General features: G+C 46.6%; 14 protein-coding genes. 2 read left to right on the top strand and 12 right to left on the bottom strand.

Going from position 1 to position 15,569, the window contains the following annotated elements; all coding sequences use genetic code 11:
- Positions 1–78: 78 nt before the first annotated feature.
- From lpxD to rpsB, 11 genes are all read right to left on the bottom strand, one after another.
- On the bottom strand, positions 79–1,113 hold the full coding sequence (gene lpxD / locus B5D26_RS12725; RefSeq protein WP_200810676.1) for a UDP-3-O-(3-hydroxymyristoyl)glucosamine N-acyltransferase: 1,035 nt from the start codon (positions 1,111–1,113) through the stop codon (positions 79–81).
- A 2-nt stretch (positions 1,114–1,115) separates the two neighbouring features.
- On the bottom strand, positions 1,116–1,670 hold the full coding sequence (locus tag B5D26_RS12720) for an OmpH/Skp family outer membrane protein (protein WP_159445664.1): 555 nt from the start codon (positions 1,668–1,670) through the stop codon (positions 1,116–1,118).
- Positions 1,671–1,728: 58 nt separating this feature from the next.
- On the bottom strand, positions 1,729–4,062 hold the full coding sequence (gene bamA / locus B5D26_RS12715) for an outer membrane protein assembly factor BamA (RefSeq protein WP_078746102.1): 2,334 nt from the start codon (positions 4,060–4,062) through the stop codon (positions 1,729–1,731).
- 29 nt (positions 4,063–4,091) lie between these two features.
- Positions 4,092–5,447, bottom strand: coding sequence for a sigma E protease regulator RseP (gene rseP / locus B5D26_RS12710; protein ID WP_078746101.1), 1,356 nt, complete (start codon positions 5,445–5,447; stop codon positions 4,092–4,094).
- 21 nt (positions 5,448–5,468) lie between these two features.
- Complete coding sequence (ispC, locus tag B5D26_RS12705; protein WP_200810675.1) at positions 5,469–6,689, bottom strand: 1-deoxy-D-xylulose-5-phosphate reductoisomerase; 1,221 nt, start codon at positions 6,687–6,689, stop codon at positions 5,469–5,471.
- Entirely contained in the window at positions 6,686–7,501 is an 816-nt protein-coding gene (locus B5D26_RS12700; RefSeq protein WP_078746100.1) for a phosphatidate cytidylyltransferase, read from the bottom strand. The genes ispC and B5D26_RS12700 overlap by 4 nt, the downstream gene beginning before the upstream one ends.
- Positions 7,494–8,267: an isoprenyl transferase gene (locus B5D26_RS12695; protein WP_078746099.1), complete on the bottom strand. Its 774-nt coding sequence runs from the start codon at positions 8,265–8,267 to the stop codon at positions 7,494–7,496. The genes B5D26_RS12700 and B5D26_RS12695 overlap by 8 nt, the downstream gene beginning before the upstream one ends.
- A 48-nt stretch (positions 8,268–8,315) precedes the next feature.
- Positions 8,316–8,873, bottom strand: a complete 558-nt coding sequence (frr, locus tag B5D26_RS12690; protein WP_078746098.1) for a ribosome recycling factor — start codon at positions 8,871–8,873, stop codon at positions 8,316–8,318.
- A gap of 4 nt (positions 8,874–8,877) precedes the next feature.
- Positions 8,878–9,609, bottom strand: coding sequence for a UMP kinase (pyrH, locus tag B5D26_RS12685; protein ID WP_078746097.1), 732 nt, complete (start codon positions 9,607–9,609; stop codon positions 8,878–8,880).
- Between the two features lie 99 nt (positions 9,610–9,708).
- Positions 9,709–10,575 carry a translation elongation factor Ts gene (gene tsf / locus B5D26_RS12680; RefSeq protein WP_078746096.1) on the bottom strand — a complete coding sequence of 289 codons (867 nt, stop codon included), beginning with the start codon at positions 10,573–10,575 and terminating at the stop codon, positions 9,709–9,711.
- Between the two features lie 121 nt (positions 10,576–10,696).
- Positions 10,697–11,425 carry a 30S ribosomal protein S2 gene (gene rpsB / locus B5D26_RS12675; protein WP_078746095.1) on the bottom strand — a complete coding sequence of 243 codons (729 nt, stop codon included), beginning with the start codon at positions 11,423–11,425 and terminating at the stop codon, positions 10,697–10,699.
- 375 nt (positions 11,426–11,800) lie between these two features.
- Here rpsB and map point away from each other — a divergent pair, with 375 nt between their 5' ends.
- Both map and B5D26_RS12665 read left to right on the top strand, forming a co-directional pair.
- Positions 11,801–12,598 (top strand): type I methionyl aminopeptidase, encoded by a 798-nt coding sequence (gene map, locus B5D26_RS12670; protein ID WP_268808414.1) that lies wholly within the window; start codon positions 11,801–11,803, stop codon positions 12,596–12,598.
- 14 nt (positions 12,599–12,612) lie between these two features.
- The gene (locus tag B5D26_RS12665) at positions 12,613–15,390 is read left to right on the top strand and encodes a [protein-PII] uridylyltransferase (RefSeq protein WP_078746093.1); all 2,778 of its coding nucleotides are present in this window, start codon (positions 12,613–12,615) and stop codon (positions 15,388–15,390) included.
- Here the strand turns inward: B5D26_RS12665 and tnpA are convergent.
- A partial coding sequence (tnpA, locus tag B5D26_RS12660) for an IS200/IS605 family transposase (protein ID WP_143833119.1) occupies positions 15,344–15,569 on the bottom strand: 226 nt, incomplete at its 5' end. The genes B5D26_RS12665 and tnpA overlap by 47 nt on opposite strands.

Raw genomic sequence — 15,569 nt, 5'->3', positions numbered from 1 at the left:
CGCTTTTTGCTTCTTTATTTATATTAAGCGTTTTGATAAACGCTTTTAGTCTTACATCCTTGAGCAAGCTTTACTTTCTTATTGCTCATCACGCTGACGGGCAAGGGTTTGCTCAAGGTTTTTGATTCTTTTTGCCAACTGATCTAGTTGACTAAAACGCACTGCGTTTTTCCGCCAAACTTTTACATCCATCATGCCAGTACCAGAAGAGTAAGCCCCTGGCTGCGTAATAGAGCTGGTGACATTAGTGGTCATATTCAACGTTACGCCATCACAAATCTTAAGATGACCAGAGATATTACTGGAACCACCAATTAGACAGTTACGGCCAATTTCAGCACTGCCAGCAATACCAACGCAGCCCGCTATGGCCGTGCCCTCACCAATTTTGACGTTGTGGGCGATTTGAACTTGGCTATCAATAATCACGTTGTTGGCGATTTGTGTATCTTCTAAAGCACCACGGTCGATATTTGTATTGGCACCAATCTCTACCTGATTACCAATGATAACGCCGCCAAGTTGGGCAATTTTGATCCACTGTCCGCGCTCATTGGCAAAGCCAAAGCCGTCACCACCAATGACGCAGCCACTATGAATTGTCACCTGCCGACCCAGTGAAACGCCATGATAAATTGTGACGTTAGGGTAAATCCGGCAGTTTTCTCCAATGATTGTGTTTGCACCAATATAGCTATTGGCGCCAATGTAACTGTTAGCACCAATTTCAGCGCCTGCCTCAATAACAGCATGGGGACCTACTTGGGCACTAGGCTGTACTTGGGCTTGATCGCTGACGGTCGCACTTGGGTGAATCCCTGCTACACCATTAGCCATAGGGTCAAACAGTTGGCTCAAACGTGCGTAGGCCACATAAGGGTTTGATAACACCAAAGCGGCACAAGGGCAGTGCTCAGAAAAAGCATCTTTCAGTAATACTGCACCCGCTTGAGTGTGAGGTAAGTACTTCTGATACGCTGGGTTAGCCAAAAAACTGATCTGCTCAGGCTGTGCTGATTCTAATGTGGCAATTCCTGTGATCAAGATTTCAGGGTCACCAATCAGCTGAGCATCAAGTAGCTCTGCCAGTTGCTGTAAGCGATATTGCGCCACGACTATTGACTACCTTTACTCTGCTTTTTAGTTGGGGCTTGCAGCTTATTTAGCTCTGCAATCACTAGCGCAGTAATATCTAGTTCAGGCTTCACATAGGTCACCGCTTGACGATCCAGTAAGATGTCAATTTTCTGATCAGTAATAACGGTTTTAACTGCGTCATCTAGCAGAGGTCGCACACCACGAACATAGGTTTCTTGACGTTCACGCTGCTCTTTCTTTAAGCGCTGCCCTAGGAACTGGAACTCTTCAGCTTTCTCTTGAATTTGCTTGCTTAGTTGACGCTTTTCATCATCACTCAGATTAGACGCTTGCTTTTTCAGTTTGTCTTGTAGCTTTTTAGCCTGTTCAGCAAGGTCTTTCACCTCTTTCTCGTCAGCGCTTAATGCTTCATTGATCATTTTAAACTCTGCGCTAGCTTGTTCTGTGCCCAATAAAGCGGTACGCCAATCTAGAACTGCAATTTTGGTATCTGCAAATACTTGGGCGGTTAAACCTTGTCCAATCAATAGGCTTAAGGCAACAATAAAGCTGAATCTCTTCAATGGCTTCATTCTAAGGACGCTCCTTTTTTCGAGTGCTTTCAGGCTTAAACTAATCAGTTCGAAAGCCTTAGAAAGTTTGTCCAATTGAGAATTGGAAGAACTCAGTATCATCATCTGCTTTAGCATTTAAAGCACGTGCAATACTAAAATCCAACGGACCAATTGGAGCTAACCAAGTTAAACCTGCACCAACAGACATTCTTAGCTCACTTAAATCAATGCCTGATGTACAGTTGGTTGATACTGAGGCACATTGTGTGGAAAACACATTGCCTGCATCAATAAACACAGTAGTTTGTAACGAACTACGGTCTTCAATAAACCACAATGGGTAAATTAATTCAGCGCCTGTTTCTATCAACGCATTACCACCAAATGCGGTTGCTTCTGCTGTGCCTGTTGGCGTACTTTTGGGGCCTAAAGAGTTACCGCGATAACCCCTCACAGAACCTAAACCACCTGAGAAGTAATGCTCATAGAAAGGTAATAGCGGATTATCGCCATAGCCATCAGCATAAGCCAAATCGGTACGTAGCTTAATAGAGTAGTCATCATTGAGCGGTACGAAGTAGCGGTTTTTGTACTCTACTTTGTAAAAAGTATCATCGCTGCCGGGTACTGCCACTTCTGCTGAGAGTTTCTGATAACTACCTGCCGTTGCCATAATGCCACGGTTCAGTTTGTTATCTGTGATGAATACCCCAAGTTTATAAGCGCGATGAGTATCGCCTTCGGTACTGATAAAGTTGAGCACCTCGGCAACAGGATCATCCCCTGTATACACTCGCGTATTATCTGCCGCAATGGTTGCCCCCACTCTTGTTGTTTCAGTGATAGGGTAACCAAAAGTCACCTTCACACCATAAGCATCTGTTGCAAAACCACTAATATCTGATGAGGCTAAGTTACTCTCTTGGTAGAACATGCTGATCCCTCGGCTTACACCGTCTAGGGTGTAGTAAGGATCAAATACAGAGATATCAAGTTTTTGTGTGGTATCACTTTTATTTACCGAGAAGGAGACATCATTTCCTGAGCCTAAAAAGTTATTTTGTTTTACGCCTGCCCCAAAAATAACACCGCTGTTCTGAGAGAAACCCACGCTGGCATTCAAACTACCCGACGCTTGCTCTTCAACAGAAAAGTTAACGTCGATTTGGTCATCTGTACCTGCAACTCGTGGCGTTTCAACCTGAACAGATTTGAAATAGCCCAAACGCTCTAAACGTTCTTTAGAGGTTTTTATTGAATCTGTAGAGGCAGATGCAGCCTCCATCTGAGTAATCTCTCGACGTAACACAGCATCTTTAGTGGTGACGTTACCGGTAAAGTTAATACGGCGTACATAAGTTCGTTTACCAGGTGCAACATACAAGGTGATTGACACTGTTTTGTCATCATGCAACTCAGGTACAGCGTTGACATTGGCAAAGGTAAAACCTTCTTCACCCAAACGCTTACGAATCGCTTCAGTTGAATTGACAAGCTTGGTACGAGAAAAGGTCTCGCCAGGCGTCAGAGCAACTTTGTCTAGAATCTCCTCTGGGTCGACAACAAGGTCACCACTGAGTTTGATCTCTTTAACTTTGTAAGCATCACCTTCTGTGACATTGATGGTGACAAAGACATCTAAATGATCTGCACTGATGGACACTTGTGTTGAGTCTACAGAAAACTTCAGATAACCACGGTCCAAATACCAGTTACGTAAGCGCTCAAGATCACCTTGTAATTTTGGTCTAGAGTATTGGCTGGCAGAGTTGAATAATGACCAGTGTTGTTTGGCTTCTAGCTCAAAGCGCTTTTGTAGCGTTTTATTATCGAAACGATCATTACCTGTGAAGTTGATATGACGAATGGTCGCCACTTCACCTTCATTGATTTTAACTTTCAGGATCACTCGGTTTTCAGAAATAGGCTCAACTTCAGTAACAATATTGGCACTATAACGACCTAAGCCGTGATACATACGCTCAAGCTCAAGCTCAATTTGCTCAAGGGCAACTCGTTGAAAAATCTGTCCGGCTTTTAAGCCCGACTGAGCAAGTCCCTTCTCTAGCTCCTCTTTCTTGATTTTGTCGTTGCCCGTAATTTTAATACTGTCAATTGAAGGGCGCTCTTTCACCACAACCAATAACAAGCCATTATCTTGCTCTAGTTTGATGTCATCAAAAAGCCCTGTTTCAAAAAGGGTTTTACTGGCCTGTACCAGCTCAGCCTGTGAAATTTCTTGATGTAATTGCACAGGGAAAGCGCTGAATACACGAGTGGCAGAAACACGCTGTAAACCTTCTACGCGCAGGTCTTCAAACACAAGACCTGCGGCTTGTGCCATAGAAACTTTTAAGCTTGATGAAAGCAGTAAACCCGCTGTAACTATTACTTTGATCCAAGATGCCATTGAGACGCTGTTCCAAGAAGGCGGCAGATTCATAGCCGCATTAAATCGTTATAAAAGGCGATCAGCATTAAACTGCCGAGCAGCATCATACCAATCCGTAATCCCAATTGTTGAGCTTTTTCTGGTACTGGTCGCCCAGTTACCGCTTCAATAAAATAAAACAGTAGATGTCCGCCATCGAGTACAGGAATAGGTAGCAGGTTTAACACGCCTAAACTGATACTGATATAGGCCAGAAAGGTTAAAAAGCTTTCTAAGCCACCTTTGGCCGAATCGCTAGCCACTTTAGCGATAGTGATTGGGCCGCTTAGGTTTTCAACCGATATTAAACCCACCACCATTTTGCGAATAGAATCTAATGTCAGCAGCGTCATATCGAAGGTTTTAATAGCGGCCTGTCCGATGGACTCAAACATACCGTACTGCACTTCTCGAATCATACCTTCAGGCCAGCTTACTGACTGTGGAGCTGCCCCGATATAACCAATGGCTCTACCGTCGGATAGATTTTTGCTGTTTGGTGTTAACCTGAGTGTTACAAGCTCTCCTGCACGCTGTACTTCAACTGATAATGTTTTCTGAGCCGAGCTTTGAATCACTGCAACCCACTGCATCCAGTCTTGTATTGCAACCGCATCAACAGACAGTATTTGGTCATCAACAAGTAAGCCAGCAGCCTTAGCAGCACCACCTTCTATTACTTGTCCAACAACAGCTGGAAAAGCGGGTGAGAATGGCGTAATACCCAAACTTTTTAAAGGGTCTGGCGTAGACTGCCCTGCTAACCAACGGTCAAGAGTCACGAAGTGTTGCACTTCGTTGTAGCCCTGCCATTCACGACTTTGTAGAGTGATTTCTCCGCTATCACCCGCTTTAGCCAACAGCGCTAGCGCCACCTCTTGCCATGAGCGTACTGGCTCACCTTCAATAGCGACAATTTCATAGTTAGCTTGTAATCCCGCCTGCTCTGCTAAAGAGTTGGGCGTAACCGCGCCGATTACAGGTGCAAGTGCGGAGCTACCAGATACGAAAACTAACCAATAAGTGATCACTGCCAGAATAAAATTGGCGATAGGTCCTGCGGCCACAATAGCAATACGTTTCCAAACGGACTGACGGTTAAATGCTAATGACCGCTCGTGCTCTGCAACTACAGCCTCTCTTTCATCCAGCATACTGACGTAGCCGCCAAGGGGAATCCAAGCAATGGCATACTCGGTATTGTGCTTATCACGCCAGCGAAATAACGGCTTACCAAAACCAACAGAGAAGCGCAGCACTTTAACACCGCAACGGCGCGCCACCCAAAAATGACCAAACTCGTGTACGGTCACCAAAATACCTAGGGTAACGATCAACGATAATACGGTATGCAGAAAACTCATTACTTAAACCCTTAACATCAGTTAATGCGTTTTGACGCACTCGGCGGCTAAACGTTCAAGTTCAGGTAAACAGAAGGCTCGGCTTTGTTGATCGTCCTGCAAAATTTGCTCTAGGCTATCAGCAGAGTGTGCAGGTACTTGTGATAAGGCACGGGAGCAAAGCTCTGGTATATCAATCATGCGAATTTTGCGCGCTAAGAAAGCGGCGACAGCCATTTCATTGGCTGCATTTAAAATAGCAGGTGCGGTTCCACCTAATTTGAAAGCAGCCTTGGCGAGCGCTAGGCATGGGAAACGGGTTTCATCCGCAGGTTCAAAGTTAAGTTTTGCAACCTGAAATAGGTCTAAAGGTTTTACGCCAGCTTCAATGCGTTCTGGCCAAGCTAAACCATAAGCGATGGGAGTTCGCATATCAGGGTTGCCCATTTGAGCAATCACTGAGCCATCGGCATAGGACACCATAGAGTGAATAATACTCTGGGGGTGTACCACCACTTGAATCTGCTCAGGCTGTACAGCGAAAAGCCAGCAAGCTTCAATTAACTCTAAGCCTTTGTTCATTAACGTTGCAGAATCAACGGAAATTTTCTGTCCCATTGACCAGTTCGGGTGCGCCACCGCTTGTTCAGGTGTGACTTGAGCCAATTGCTCAGCGCTGAACTCACGAAAAGGACCGCCTGAAGCTGTCAGCAATATTTGGCGTACGCCTCGATTAGGCAGAGTATCCGCATCAAACTGAGTACCAAGATCAGGCAAGCACTGGAATATCGCATTGTGCTCACTGTCTACAGGCAACAGCTCCGCACCATAAGCCTTTACCGCATCCATAAAAAGCTGGCCAGACATCACCAGGGCTTCTTTATTCGCCAGTAAAATTCGTTTGCCTGCTTTTACTGCCGCCAAAGCGGGTAGTAAACCTGCTGCGCCCACAATAGCGGCAACAACAATATCAACTTCTTGGGCAGAGGCAACCAGCTCTAGCGCCTCAGCACCAACTAGCAGCTCACTCTCCAGTTGGGGTAGCAAAGCTCTCAGTGCAGCAGCAGCTTCAGCTGTGGGCACGACTACAACCTTGGGCCGGAATTGTTGGCAAATCTGCGCCAAAAGTTCGACACGACTGAAACCACTCACCGCAAACAAACGATAACGTTCGGGATGCTGAGCAATCAGACTTAGAGTGCTTTGTCCTATCGAACCAGTACCGCCTAATAAGGTGATATTTTTCTGGCGCATCAAACTCATAAAGTTAAACCTGTTAATTTAAGGCTTAAAACAAAAATTGGAGCAGCTGCGGTTAAACTGTCAATGCGATCCATCACGCCGCCATGTCCTGGCAGTAAATGGCTACTGTCTTTTAAACCACGGTGACGTTTCACCATGCTTTCTAACAGATCGCCCAAAACAGAAACAGCTGTTACAACTAATGTGATAAGAATCAGTGTCAGGGTGTTCAAAACGCTTAACTGCCAATACAACGAAGCAAAGAGTGCCAATACAGAGGTTGCAAATAAACCACCGTATACACCTGCCCATGACTTACCAGGGCTAACCTTCGGTGCTAGCTTCTTATTACCGTATCGGCGGCCAAAGAAATAAGCCCCCACATCCGCAGTCCAGACCAGCAGCAACACATAAAGCAGCTCATCTTTACCTAACCAGAAACTGGTTCTTAACTCGACAAACCCAACCCAGCAAGGGATTAATACCGCCAGCCCCATTAGAAGTCGGGCAGAAGTACTCGACCAAAAAGGGGTTTTGGGATAACAGCTGACAGCGTACAGCGCCGCAGCCCAGCCCAATGCTGCAAAAATTAGAATATTCAGATCTAATTCAGGGGTGCGGACTTGTTCTAAACCATAAAGCATGAGCCCCATCGCAGCGGGATAAAGTACACGCCCTAATGTGGAGCTACCTGAAAGGTCTGCCCATTCCCAACTGGCAATTAAAACTACCGCCGAGATAAACCAGATAAAGTGTTCCGCACTCAGGCCAAATAAGCCCCACAAAGTCAAAGGTGCCAAAATTAGGGCAGTTATCACTCGTTGTTTAAGCATCCGATAGTCCTTCTATTTGCCCATCAGTTTGTCCTTCAACCTGCTCGCTGGTTTTACCAAAACGACGCTGACGGCCACTGTAATCAATGATGGCCTCTGTTAGTGCATCTTCTCGGAAGTCCGGCCATAGCAACGAGCTGTAATAGAATTCGGTATAGGCAAACTGCCATAACAAGAAGTTGCTAATACGTTGTTCGCCTGCGGTACGGATACAAAGATCAGGGGCAGGTAAATCGCTCAGCGAAACCACCTGATTGAAGCAGGTTTCATCAATTTGCTCCGGCTGTAACAGGCCGCTAGCCACTTGTTGAGCCAGTGTCTTAGCTGCATTGACAATATCCCAGCGGCCTCCGTAATTGGCGGCGATATTAAGCTGTAAACCACGATTGTTAGCGGTTAAAGCTTCTGCATCAGCGATACCTTGCTGAATATCCGCGCTGAACGCGGTTTTATCGCCAATAATACGTAACCGAATGTTGTGTTTGTGCAGTTGTTTGATTTCACGCCGTAGCGAGAACAGAAAAAGCTCCATTAAGGCATTGACCTCTGTAATAGGTCGTTGCCAATTTTCACTGCTAAAAGCAAATAAAGTTAAAGCTTCTACTTGATGTTGAACACAAGCTCTAATTACCGCACGTACGGCATTAGCACCTGCTTTATGACCCGCAATGCCGGGTAAAAATCGTTTCTTTGCCCAGCGGTTATTGCCATCCATGATGATGGCGATATGACGTGGAACATTGGTTATTTTTTTATCAGAATGCATAAAAAGGCAGCACAGTGGCGCCCATCAAAAAGATGGGCGCAAAGAGAATTAAACTTGCATTAAGTCGCGCTCTTTAGTTGCCAGCAACGCATCAACTTCAGCAACATATTTGTCGGTAAGTTTCTGAATGGCGTCTTCTGCACGACGCTCATCATCTTCAGAAATCTCTTTCTCTTTCAAAAGGTCTTTGATTGAACCATTCGCATCACGGCGGATATTGCGAATTGCCACTTTACCACCTTCCGCTTCGGCACGAGCCTGACGGATATAGTTCTTGCGCGTCTCTTCTGTCAGCGCAGGCATCGGTACACGAATGGTGTTACCGTTTGAGCTTGGGTTTAGACCCAAATCAGAGGCCATAATAGCTTTCTCAATGGCACCTACCATGTTGCGTTCCCAAGGCTGAATGCTTAAGGTACGCGCATCTTCAACACCCACGTTAGCCACTTGGCTTAGAGGGGTTGTGGAGCCGTAATAATCAACAGTTACGCTGTCTAAGATACTTGGGTGAGCACGGCCAGTGCGGATTTTTGCAAATGCAACACCCAGCGACTCAATGCTTTTCTTCATCCGTTTTTCGGCGTCGGTTTTAATTTCGTTGATCACGGAATTATCCTCTGTAAATTAGTGTGCCTTCGTCACCGCCTACCACTAAATTCAGCAGCGCACCGGGCTTATTCATATCAAATACCCGTACAGGCATATTATGATCGCGTACTAGGCAGATTGCAGTTAGATCCATTACTTCTAGCTTCTGGTCTAAGGCGCTGTCATAACTTAAACAACTATATTTAACGGCATCTGCGTATTTAACCGGATCTTTATCATAAACCCCGTCTACTTTTGTGGCTTTAATCACCACATCTGCATCCACTTCAATACCGCGTAAACAAGCAGCAGAGTCTGTGGTAAAGAATGGATTACCCGTACCCGCACTGAAGATTACCACATCTCCAGAAGTCAGATAACGTATCGCAGTACGACGGTCGTAGTGTTCAACTACACCGCTCATTGGAATCGCAGACATTACACGAGTGCGAATATTGGCGCGCTCTAAAGCATCACGCATTGCCAAACCGTTCATCACTGTTGCCAGCATACCCATGTGATCGCCCGTTACGCGATCCAAGCCAGCTTGACTCAGTGCTGCGCCCCTGAACAAATTACCACCACCAATCACTAAACCAACCTGCACACCAATGCCAACTAATTGGCCAATTTCTAGTGCCATACGGTTTAAGACTGCAGGGTCAATACCAAAGTTTTGCTCGCCCATTAGAGCTTCGCCGCTCAGTTTTAGCAAAATACGTTTGTAAGGTGAGGTTTTTTCTTTATTTGGCATCTCAGCAATCTCCGGCGGTAAAAATCAGGGATTATATTGCACAATGGCGCGTGTAACTTAAAGCCACACACGCCATTGTCAGACTTCGGGGGAGTGGTATTACAGGCCAGCCTGCTTACGCACTTCCTCAGCAAAATCTTCTTTCACAACTTCAATACCTTCACCTACTTCAATGCGGATGAAAGATTGAACTTCGCCACCGTTAGCTTTAGCAAATGCGCCAACAGTTACAGAAGGATCTTTGATGAAAGCTTGTTCTACTAAGCTGTTTTCCGCCAAGAATTTCTTCACGCGGCCAACTGCCATTTTCTCTTTGATCTCTTGTGGCTTACCTTCCATATCAGGTTGCGCCATGATGATCTCTTTCTCTTTCTGCAGTTCTTCTTCTGGCATCTCTTCTGGACGTGCAACACGAGGGTTAGCCGCAGCAACGTGCATTGCAACGTCTTTAGCCACATCAGCGTTACCGCCAACTAGTGCAGAAAGTACACCGATACGACCGCCGTGTACGTATTCACCAATTAGACCGCCAGCTGGTGCTTCTAGAATAGCTGCGCGACGTACAGAGATGTTTTCGCCGATCTTTTGAACCAACGCTTCACGCGCTGCTTCTAATTCGCCAGCCATCAGAGCAGCAATATCAGTCTCTTTGGTTTCGAAAGCTTTGTTCACAACCAGCTCAGCAAAAGCTTTGAAACCTTCGTCACGGGCAACGAAGTCAGTTTCAGAGTTCACTTCCAGAACGATACCGTAGCTGCCATCTGCTGCTACTTTAGTAACAATTGCACCATCAGCAGCAACACGACCAGCTTTCTTAGCTGCTTTCATGCCGCTTGATTTGCGTAGGTTTTCAATTGCTAGCTCGATATCGCCTTCAGCTTCACGAAGTGCAGTTTTGCACTCAAGCATGCCTAGACCAGTACGGTCACGCAGCTCTTTTACCATAGATGCGCTAATTGCAGCCATGATTACAACCTCTTTGATCAGATATAAAAAAACGGATTTGCAAAAGGGGGCTTTAGGCCCCCTTTTGCAGAGTTAACTGTCGCGGCTATTAAAAATAACAGCAGCGTGTGACAACAGAGTATTACTCTGCTGCAGCTTCGCTAACTTCTACGAATTCATCAGAACCCAGACCGTCTTTACCTTTTAGGCAAGCGTTTGCAATGCCTTGGGTGTAGATCTGAATTGCACGGATCGCATCATCGTTACCAGGAACAATGAAATCAACGCCGTCTGGATTGCTGTTAGTATCAACGATACCGATAACAGGAATGCCCAGTTTGTTAGCTTCGTTGATTGCAATACGCTCGTGATCAACGTCGATTACGAACAATGCATCAGGCAGGCCGCCCATATCTTTGATACCGCCGATAGAACGCTCTAGCTTAGCCATTTCGCGCTGGTTCATCAGCACTTCTTTCTTGGTCAGCTTGTCGAACGTACCATCATTCTGCATCGCTTCTAGATCGCGGAAGCGGCGAATTGATTGACGGATCGTTTTGTAGTTAGTCAACATACCACCTAACCAGCGGTGGTTAACGTATGGCATGCCAGCGCGGATCGCTTCTTCTTTGATCACTTTGCTTGCTGCGCGCTTAGTACCTACCAGTAGAACCTTGTTCTTACCAGCAGCTAGCTTTTCAACAAAAGACAATGCATCGTTCAACGCAGGCACAGTGTGCTCTAGGTTGATGATGTGAATGTTGTTACGCGCACCAAAAATGTACTTGCCCATTTTTGGGTTCCAGTAACGAGTTTGGTGACCGAAGTGAGCACCTGCTTTAAGCAGATCACGCATAGAAACTTGAGACATTTTGACTCCTAAAATTAGGGTTAAACCTCCATACACCCCATAACCCAACCTAATCACAAACCAAGTTTGTCTTAGGCACCCAGAGCTACGTGTCGGTATATGTGTGTCGTTTTGGATTTAATTGATATGGCTCAAACACAATGCCATCAGTGGCAAAGCCTTCTGATTAACATTTGCGTAGAAGCGCGCGGCTTTATACCACAAGACCAATATAATATAAAGTTTGTCGGGGGTTTCTGAAAAAAAACATCCCAAAATGCACGCTGGATGAATTTATTTCCGACTATTTTAGTCTCTTTCTTGCTTTTATCCTCTTCTACATCTCCCACCGCAGTGCAATAAGCGGTAACATCCAAGCTCACTTTGAATTCACTGCTGAAAAGATTTTACTATTTAGACATGACTGTAATTATCAAAACACCCGAAGAAATTGAAAAAATGCGCGTAGCGGGCCGTCTTGCCGCAGAAGTGCTAGATATGATCGCTCCGCATGTAAAGGCGGGTGTTAGCACTGGCGAACTAGACCGCATCTGCCATGATTATATCGTTAATGTGCAAAACGCGATTCCTGCGCCGCTGAATTATCATGGCTTTCCTAAGTCCATCTGTACCTCTGTGAATCATGTGATTTGCCATGGCATTCCCAGTGACAGCAAAATTCTGAAAAATGGCGACATCGTCAACGTTGACATCACCGTGATTAAAGATGGCTATCACGGTGATACCAGTATGATGTTTCTGATTGGTGAAACCAGAATTCAACCCAAGCGTTTGTGTCAAATTGCGCAAGAGTGCTTGTACAAAGCGATCAAAATTGTCCGTCCAGGCACAACTCTAGGTGATATAGGCGAGATTATTCAAAAGCATGCGGAGTCAAACGGATTCTCTGTTGTACGAGAGTACTGCGGGCACGGGATTGGCGCGGGCTTTCATGAAGACCCTCAGGTGGTACATTATGGCAAAGCTGGTACAGGACTTGCTTTACAAGAGGGCATGACCTTCACTATAGAACCAATGATCAATGCCGGAAAGCGTCATAGTAAGACCCTAAATGATGAATGGACAGTGGTCACAAAAGATCGCAGTCTATCCGCGCAGTATGAACACACGCTGCTGGTAACCGCAGAGGGTTGTGAAATACTGACCTTACGTAAAGAAGAAACCATATTCTAATGGACTGAATGCCCATGCCGCTAACACCCTATGAGTTTGCACCTGATCCATCGCTGTTTAACAAACACGCCTTTAGACAACAGCTTAACGAAGCCAAATCTAAGATCAGTCTGTTCAAGCAATGCATCAGATCAGTACAAGGTTTGCTTGATCAACGCTTTCTTGAAGGTGCAGATATTCGGGATTTGGTGCATGGGCGCGCTTGGTTTATCGATCAACTGCTCAGTGTTGCGTGGGAGCAATTTGACTGGCCGGATAGCCAGATCAGCTTATTAGCCGTAGGAGGCTATGGTCGAGGCGAATTGCACCCCGGCTCAGATATCGATCTGCTGATCCTGCTACGCAACGATGATGACAGCCCCTACCGCGACAGCCTTGAGCGCTTTGTGACTTTCCTATGGGATATCAGTCTAGACATCGGCCATAGCGTCCGATCTCTGACTGATTGTGAGCGTGAAGCAAAAGCTGACATCACAGTTGCCACCAACCTGCTGGAAAATCGCACCATTGTGGGGCCAGATAGTCTGCGTGAAGAGATGGTCAAACGCTTGGGCACAGAATATATGTGGTCCAGCAGCGAATTTTTTGAGGCCAAATGGCAAGAGCAGATCACACGCCACTACAAGTACAACAACAACGAATACAATCTTGAACCCAACATCAAGTCCTCTCCCGGTGGTTTAAGAGACATTCAGATGATCGGCTGGGTTGCCAAGCGTCATTTCGGGACCAACACCCTAGAGGGCTTGATGCGAGAAGGCTTTTTGACGGAGTCAGAAGTGCGCATCATGGAGCAAGGACAAGCTTTTCTTTGGCAAGTACGCTATGCCTTGCACATGACGGCCAAGCGCGCCGAAGACCGATTGCTTTTTGACCACCAGCGCACACTGGCAGAGCTATTTGGTTATGCTGACAACGACGAACGTTTAGCCGTTGAACAGTTTATGCGCCGTTATTACAGAGTGGTGATGTCGCTGACCGAGCTGAACGATGTGCTCATGCAGCACTTTGATGACGCCATACTACAGTCTCAGCATGAAGCTAAAATTACCCCGCTGAATCGTCGCTTCCAGATGGTCAATCGCAAGATCGAAGCCACCCACCCAAGGGTATTCGAACAGGCGCCTTTTGCGCTGCTGGAAATATTCCTACTGATGGCGCAAAACCCTCAGATCGAAAGCGTAAGAGCCTCAACCATTCGTCTGTTGCGTGATCACCGCCATCTGATTGATGAGAGTTTCCGTCGAGACATTCGCCACTCCTCACTGTTTATGGAGCTGCTACGCAGTTCAGGCAATGTTGCCCGTCAGCTCCGACGCATGAGCCGCTACGGCATTTTAGGCAAATATTTGCCGGAGTTTGGCTACGCCATCGGTTTGATGCAACATGACCTGTTCCACATTTACACCGTCGATGCTCATACCTTGCTGTTGCTGAAGTTTTTGCATAACTTCCAAAAAGAAGACGCCCGCAAAACCTTCCCCTTTGCCGCACAACTGATTCACCGCCTGCCCAAACGCGAGTTGGCGTATATTGCTGGTTTATTTCACGACATCGGTAAAGGCAGAGGCGGCGACCATTCAGAATTGGGTGCTCGTGATGCGCTGCATTTCTGTGAAAAACATCACATCAGCAAACACGATGCCCGTTTGGTCAGTTGGCTGGTAGAGCACCATCTTTTGATGTCGATGACGGCTCAGAAAAAAGACATCTCTGATCCCGATATCATCCAAGAGTTCGCCATGACCGTCCGCGATGAGGTGCGCCTAGATTACCTTTACGTGCTGACCGTTGCCGACATTAACGCCACCAACCCCAATCTATGGAACAGCTGGCGGGCCACTTTATTGCAACAGCTTTATGTCGAAACCAAGCGCGCACTACGCCGCGGCTTAGAGAATCCTATCGACCGTCAGGAATGGATTGACGAGACTCAACAAGATGCGCTGGCCCTGCTGAAAAAATGGGGGGTGGATGAAACCAAAATTTGGCCGCTGTGGAATACCCTAGGCGAAGATTACTTCTTACAAGACAGTGCCCGTGAGATCGCATTCCAGACGGAACAGATTCTTCAGCATAAAACACCAGAGCTGCCGCTGGTGCTCGTGACCAACCCAAATAAAGTAGACCAAGTGGGTGGCACCAAAATCTTTGTTTATACCCAAGAGGAGCCGCACCTGTTTGCGGCTACTGTTGCCGCTATGCAACAGCTTAACCTCAATATTCATGATGCCCGAATCAGTACTTCAAGCTCAGGCTACAGCTTAGATACCTACATCGTCTTAGAGCACGATGATGAGCCTATTCGAGACCCAGAGCGCATCAAGCAAATCAAAGAAGTACTCATCGAAGAACTCGACGATCCCGCAGATTATAGCGACATCGTACAGCGTCGAGTGGCGCGTCAGCTGAAGCATTTCACCATGCCTACACAGGTGATCATCAGTAACGACCCTGCAACACTTCGCACCACGCTAGAAGTCATCGCCCCTGATCGCCCTGGTTTATTGGCGCGTATTGGTCGTATCTTCGTGGAAATGGACATCAACCTGCTCAGCGCTAAAATTGTCACCCTCGGCGAGCGGGTTGAAGATATTTTTGTCATTACGGATCGTAAGCTAGGGCCCATCAGCGACCCAGAGCTGTGCCGTAAGCTGCAACAACGTATTTGCAGTGAGTTAGCAAAACTCCGCGTAAACCCTCGCCCAATCGGGCGGGGATACAAGCGGGAACCGCGCAGCGGTTCTAATCAGGTGTCGCCTGACTTTGCACATACTCTTTCAGTGTTTTGATCGTTGCCCCGCCTGCACTGCAGGCAAAGTAAGAACGTGACCAGAGCGCTGCACTTTTGCTTTGCCGGGGGATATGGGTATTGAGTATGCGTATCCGGCGTGATGAAACCGATTTCAGGTTGTTCACCATGACGCTGATCGCCAGCTTCGGCGGATAAGCTATCAGCAGGTGAACATGA

It is taken from the genome of Oceanospirillum multiglobuliferum, assembly GCF_900167095.1.
GTDB lineage: Bacteria > Pseudomonadota > Gammaproteobacteria > Pseudomonadales > Halomonadaceae > Oceanospirillum > Oceanospirillum multiglobuliferum.
This window is presented reverse-complemented; position numbering and strand designations above follow the sequence as displayed.

Bases quoted from the DNA above. Each gene is read 5' to 3' on its own strand.
- B5D26_RS12720 (WP_159445664.1), bottom strand. From the start codon at position 1,670: ATGAAGCCATTGAAGAGATTCAGCTTTATTGTTGCCTTAAGCCTATTG.
- bamA (WP_078746102.1), bottom strand. From the start codon at position 4,062: ATGGCATCTTGGATCAAAGTAATAGTTACAGCGGGTTTACTGCTTTCA.
- rseP (WP_078746101.1), bottom strand. From the start codon at position 5,447: ATGAGTTTTCTGCATACCGTATTATCGTTGATCGTTACCCTAGGTATT.
- ispC (WP_200810675.1), bottom strand. From the start codon at position 6,689: ATGAGTTTGATGCGCCAGAAAAATATCACCTTATTAGGCGGTACTGGT.
- B5D26_RS12700 (WP_078746100.1), bottom strand. From the start codon at position 7,501: ATGCTTAAACAACGAGTGATAACTGCCCTAATTTTGGCACCTTTGACT.
- B5D26_RS12695 (WP_078746099.1), bottom strand. From the start codon at position 8,267: ATGCATTCTGATAAAAAAATAACCAATGTTCCACGTCATATCGCCATC.
- pyrH (WP_078746097.1), bottom strand. From the start codon at position 9,609: ATGCCAAATAAAGAAAAAACCTCACCTTACAAACGTATTTTGCTAAAA.
- tsf (WP_078746096.1), bottom strand. From the start codon at position 10,575: ATGGCTGCAATTAGCGCATCTATGGTAAAAGAGCTGCGTGACCGTACT.
- rpsB (WP_078746095.1), bottom strand. From the start codon at position 11,425: ATGTCTCAAGTTTCTATGCGTGATCTGCTTAAAGCAGGTGCTCACTTC.
- B5D26_RS12665 (WP_078746093.1), top strand. From the start codon at position 12,613: ATGCCGCTAACACCCTATGAGTTTGCACCTGATCCATCGCTGTTTAAC.